4 protein-coding genes and 2 pseudogenes are annotated in these 4,847 nt (G+C 41.4%); 3 read left to right on the top strand and 3 right to left on the bottom strand.

Annotated elements, in window-relative coordinates:
* On the top strand, positions 1-375 hold a 375-nt coding region (locus NTV63_03915), incomplete at its 5' end, for a VWA domain-containing protein (GenBank protein ID MCX6710067.1).
* 78 nt (positions 376-453) lie between these two features.
* Here NTV63_03915 and rnhB read toward each other — a convergent pair.
* A complete protein-coding gene (gene rnhB / locus NTV63_03920) occupies positions 454-1,113 on the bottom strand; it encodes a ribonuclease HII (protein ID MCX6710068.1) in 660 nt (219 codons plus the stop codon).
* A gap of 131 nt (positions 1,114-1,244) precedes the next feature.
* On the opposite strand from rnhB, the gene glgC reads away from it, so the two are divergent.
* Positions 1,245-2,540 (top strand): glucose-1-phosphate adenylyltransferase, encoded by a 1,296-nt coding sequence (glgC, locus tag NTV63_03925; protein ID MCX6710069.1) that lies wholly within the window; start codon positions 1,245-1,247, stop codon positions 2,538-2,540.
* Positions 2,541-2,543: 3 nt separating this feature from the next.
* Here glgC and NTV63_03930 read toward each other — a convergent pair.
* Positions 2,544-2,816, bottom strand: a pseudogene (locus NTV63_03930) (pyridoxal 5'-phosphate synthase lyase subunit PdxS).
* Positions 2,817-3,236: 420 nt separating this feature from the next.
* Positions 3,237-3,785 (bottom strand): annotated as a pseudogene (locus tag NTV63_03935) (pyridoxal 5'-phosphate synthase lyase subunit PdxS).
* Between the two features lie 303 nt (positions 3,786-4,088).
* Between NTV63_03935 and NTV63_03940 the strand changes: the two are divergent.
* Positions 4,089-4,670, top strand: a complete 582-nt coding sequence (locus NTV63_03940) for a PadR family transcriptional regulator (protein MCX6710070.1) — start codon at positions 4,089-4,091, stop codon at positions 4,668-4,670.
* Positions 4,671-4,847: the final 177 nt, after the last annotated feature.

Here is a 4,847-nt window from a genome sequence, read left to right on the forward strand (position 1 = left end):
AGGGTTGTAATACTCATTACCGATGGACAGAGCAATGTCGGGGCTGAAGTAAAAGAGGGGATTGAGCACGCAAACAACGCGAACACCGTAATTCATACAATTGGAATAGGCTCTGAACAGGGAGGCTCATTCATAAGGACTGAACTCATATCCATGCTTGACGAAGAGTCGCTGAAGCTCATTGCAGAAAGCACAGGAGGAAAATACTTCAGGGCATCTGACAATCAGGCAATTCTGAATGCGTATGAGAATATAGCAGACATGTCCAGCCAGAAGCTTTCAATAAGGCTTTCAGCCGCGCTGATATCCATTGCAGTGATATTCATATTCATAGAATGGACTCTTCTCAACACAAAATACAGAACGCTTCCCTAAAGATATTTTCTCTACGAGAAAATTTTCTCGATATAGGCAAGGCAAATAATAACGAACATTAATGCCCTTGCCTATATTTTAGAAATCGCCAAGCCGGCTTTGCTCTTTTTCAGAAACCCTTGCCTTTACCGGGCTCCAGCTGTGCCTGATAATTGATGCGAACTTCTTGTTGTCAAAATTCTCCTCAATGAATTTCTTCGTCTTGGGGTCAGATGGGTATCCTGAGCCGAAGTCAATTCCAATCTTTTCCTTTATCTTCTCTATTTCAGCATCTCTTGTAACCTTCGCGAGTATGGATGCAGCTCCAACAACGGGATACTTGAAATCAGCCTTGTGCTCGGCAACAATCTCTGTTTTCTTGTCAATAAGCCGCTCCCTTATGTATTCTGAATAAGATTTTGTGTTGGGGTTTGGGCAGTCAATTATTGCCTTATTCGGGCGCAGGAAATTTATTATCTCTGCAGTCTTCCTTGCCTCAAGCCAGTTCAGGTCCTTTTCAGCAACAGCAGAATCAATTTCATCGGGGCTTATAATTATGATATAATACTTTTTTTTGCAGAGCTCAGTTACTTTCTCAAAAAGCTCTTCTCTTTCCTCAGGAAGGAGAAGCTTGGAATCCTTTACTCCAATCTCTTTTAATTTGTCGGAAATGTTTTCGGGAAAAGACGCGCCGCAGATTACCATCGGACCAACAGCAGGTCCTCTCCCTGCCTCATCAATTCCGCACACAATCTTCATGGCATCATTGTTTTTAGGGCAGTTTTAAAGCTTATCCAAAAAATCCAAGATTAGTTAACTACTTATAAGTGGTATTTATTGGAAAAATTTAAATACTCAGAATAGACTATTTGTTTTATTAAGGTGAAAAAATGCTTGATGATATAATTACAATAATTCTCGCAGGAGGAACAGGAACAAGGCTTATGCCTCTTACAGAGGTGAGGGCAAAGCCAGCAGTCCCATTCGGGGGAAAATACAGAATAATAGATTTTACCCTGAGCAACTGCATAAACTCAAAATTATCAAAGATGTATGTGCTTACACAATACAAATCCCACTCTTTAAACAATCATCTCGCTTACGGCTGGTCTTTTCTCCCAAGGACACTTGACCAGTTCATTGAAAACGTGCCTGCGCAGATGAGAACAGGTGAATCATGGTACCAGGGAACAGCAGATGCTGTAAGACAGAACATTGAACTGATAAAAAACAGAAACCCCAAAAAGGTGCTCATACTTTCAGGAGACCACATTTACAAGATGGACTATCGGCAGCTGATAAAATTCCATGAAGAAAAAGATGCGGATTTAACAATTTCAGCAGTAAGGGTGCCGATAAAGGAAGCCAGCGACTTTGGAATCCTGCAGGCAGACAAAAACCAGAAGGTTGTTGATTTTGAGGAAAAACCCAAGGAGCCAAAGCCGATGCCTGAAAACCCAGATTTTGCATTTTCCTCAATGGGAGTTTATCTCTTTAACTATAATGTACTTGAGGAAATGCTCCGGCAGGAAGGGAATGATTTTGGAAAGCACATAATCCCCAAAATGATTAAGGAAAAAAATGTTTACTCATTTGATTTCAATAAGGACAACAGGATAAGCGATTATGAATATCGTGCTGAAAACGGGAAGAGAATAAAAGTCCTTACTGAGCGAACAGGAGACTCAGGATATTGGTGGGATGTCGGCTCATTGACTGCATTTTGGCAGGCAAATATGGATTTAGTGGGTGTAAACCCGGAATTCAATCTCTATGGAGAAATATGGCCGATACACACCTTCCAGGCAGACCATCCGCCAACTAAAACTGTTTTCAATGATTCAAACCAAAAAGGAGAAGCACTAAATTCCCTTGTGTGTGATGGCGTGATAATAAGCGGAGCAAGGGTTGAGGGCTCGATAATATCCCCTGAAACATACATTCACCGATACTGTCAAATAGATAATTCTGTTATTATGGGCGGAGACCCCGGAAAAGAAACATCAATCGGAAGAAGCTGCCATATAAAAAATGCAATAATAGACAAGAATGTGGAAATTGACCAGGGTGTAACGATAGGCTATGATATTAATGAAGACCGGGGCAGGGGATTTACAATTGCAGAGATTGATTCCTTCGGGAATTATATTACTGTTATAAGAAAGGGAAGTGTTGTAAGCAGATAATGTTTATTCTCCCCTATACTGCATCTTCTTGTCCTCTCCAAGCTCAGACGAGCTTATCCCAGGCATTTCCTCTCCGAGGTTATGCCATAACTCTATCGATGTTTCGGGCTTGTCCCAGTAGATTGTTGCAGCAACAATCGCTTCTGCCCTCTCTTTTGGATTTGTTGACTTGAATATCCCTGAGCCGACGAAAATCCCGTCAGAGCCGAGTTTCATCATCAATATAGCATCCGCAGGGGTTGCTATGCCGCCTGCAGCAAAATTCATAACAGGCAGGGTGTTGAAGCTCTTGTCATAGCAGATGTTTGCAACCTCGCGCACAAGATTTTCTGTAACTCCGTATTCCAATGCGATTTTTTTCAGGAAATTTTCCCTGATTTCGTCTCTTTTAGATTGTTCTTCTATTCTAAAATAGTTGTAGATAAGCGCATCTATAGTGTCCTCAGCCCTTTCATGAATTATGCTGTTCAATGCTTCAACGGGCATTTTATTTTCCCTGAAAAACTTCAGGAGCTCATCGTCCAAGCCAAGTATTCCTTTCTGTTTGTAATAATCATCCACTTTAAGCATGCCCGCAATATTTGCAATACCTTCAACAAAGAATTCTGGTTTTTTCTCTTTCAGCCATCTTATAAAAGTTTCAACTTCGCCAGTTTTATCATTAGTTCTTTTCTCATTTCCATGTTTATTTGAGTAAAGCTCAATTTCATTATATCCTGCCAGCAGTGCAATCTCCTTTCTCATTGTGCGCATGTGGTAGACCGCCTGATTTATGTCACCTGTGCCTGCTTCGCCCTTTGTTCTTATCATGGAAGCGCCCTCTTCTATTCTCCTCAGCGCCTCGCTAAGGTTCCTTGCTCCGCAGACGAATGGAATTTCATATTTATTTTTATCAATATGATGCTCATTGTCAGCAGGAGTAAGCACTTCTGATTCGTCTATGCAGTCCACTCCCTCTCCAAGAATGGTTTCTATGTCTGCTTCTCCGTAATGCCCTATCCTTGCTTTTGCCATGACAGGAATGCTTACTGCTTTCATGATTTCTTTTATTTTGTCTGGCTGCGCCATCCTTGCGACTCCGCCCTCCTTTCTGATGTCAGCAGGAACCCTCTCAAGCGCCATCACAGCCACTGCTCCTGCCTCTTCAGCTATTTTAGCCTGCTCAGCGCTGGTCACATCCATTATGACCCCGCCCTTCAGCATGCTCATGAATCCCCTCTTGACTTTTGCAGTTCCTTTTTCCATTTCTTCCCCCGCAGAGCATGTGTTTCCCATCTTTAAACAACAAAATTCCACATGTCTTTGATAAATGTGTTGGATAATTATATAAACTTAGTGTGGAATTTTGTGTGCTCAAAAACCACAAGTTGTTTTTTCCAACTCAACATTTAGGCTACCCTTATTTAACTGTGGTTTTTGACAAGTTTTTTCCGAAATATTTAAAAGGAAGATATGCACAACGCATCTTTATTGATATATCGCTTAAGATATATTTGATAAGATGTATCGGTAAAGATATATTAAGCAGGGCAATTGAGCAGAGCAGGAATGAACAATAAAGAAAAAACCTTTCACAAGATGGAAATGCCTTTCTTGGATAATATGCTCAGGGGCAGGCTCGCCATGCTTGTGCTTTCAGAGCTGTCAATCGGAGATTTAAGCGGCTATCAGCTGATGAAGAACATTGAGATGAAAACAGGCTGGAAGCCGTCTGCAGGCTCAATGTATCCCCTTCTGAAAGGGCTGCTTTCCGAAGGGCTTCTTTCTGTGAAGAGGGAGAATTGCGCCAGGGTAAAAAAGCAGTATTCCCTGACTGCAAAAGGCAGAGAGTTTGAAAAAAGCGCAAAGGAAAGCGAGCGCGCAAAAAATGAGATGGTAAAGCGGGTTATGAAGGATATCGGAATACTGCGCTGCTTTGAGAAAAGCCAAAAAGAGGGAGATTCGCAGATGAAGGGGCTGTTTTCGGCGCTGAGCATGAAAATGGAATCTTGCCCGGAGATTCACGAGGAAGTCATAAAGCTTAATCTCATGATAACAAAAATGCTTGCAGGCAATTCGGCAACAGATAAGAAAATGAACAGGATAAAAAATGTGCTTTCATCAGCAAATAAAAGCCTTTCAAGATTATGATTGGGATTACAGGAATTTTTTGACATTATGCAGATAAAATAAGGATGAAAAAGCAAGAATGAAAAAGAAGGATTGAAATGAGCAAAGGACCAATAATAGAGCTTAAGGATGTATGCAAGGAATACAGCATGAGAGAGGCAAAGGTTAATGCACTCTCCGGAGTAAGCCTGAAAGTTG

This window comes from Candidatus Woesearchaeota archaeon (assembly GCA_026394965.1).
Classification (GTDB): Archaea; Nanobdellota; Nanobdellia; order Woesearchaeales; family 0-14-0-80-44-23; genus JAPLZQ01.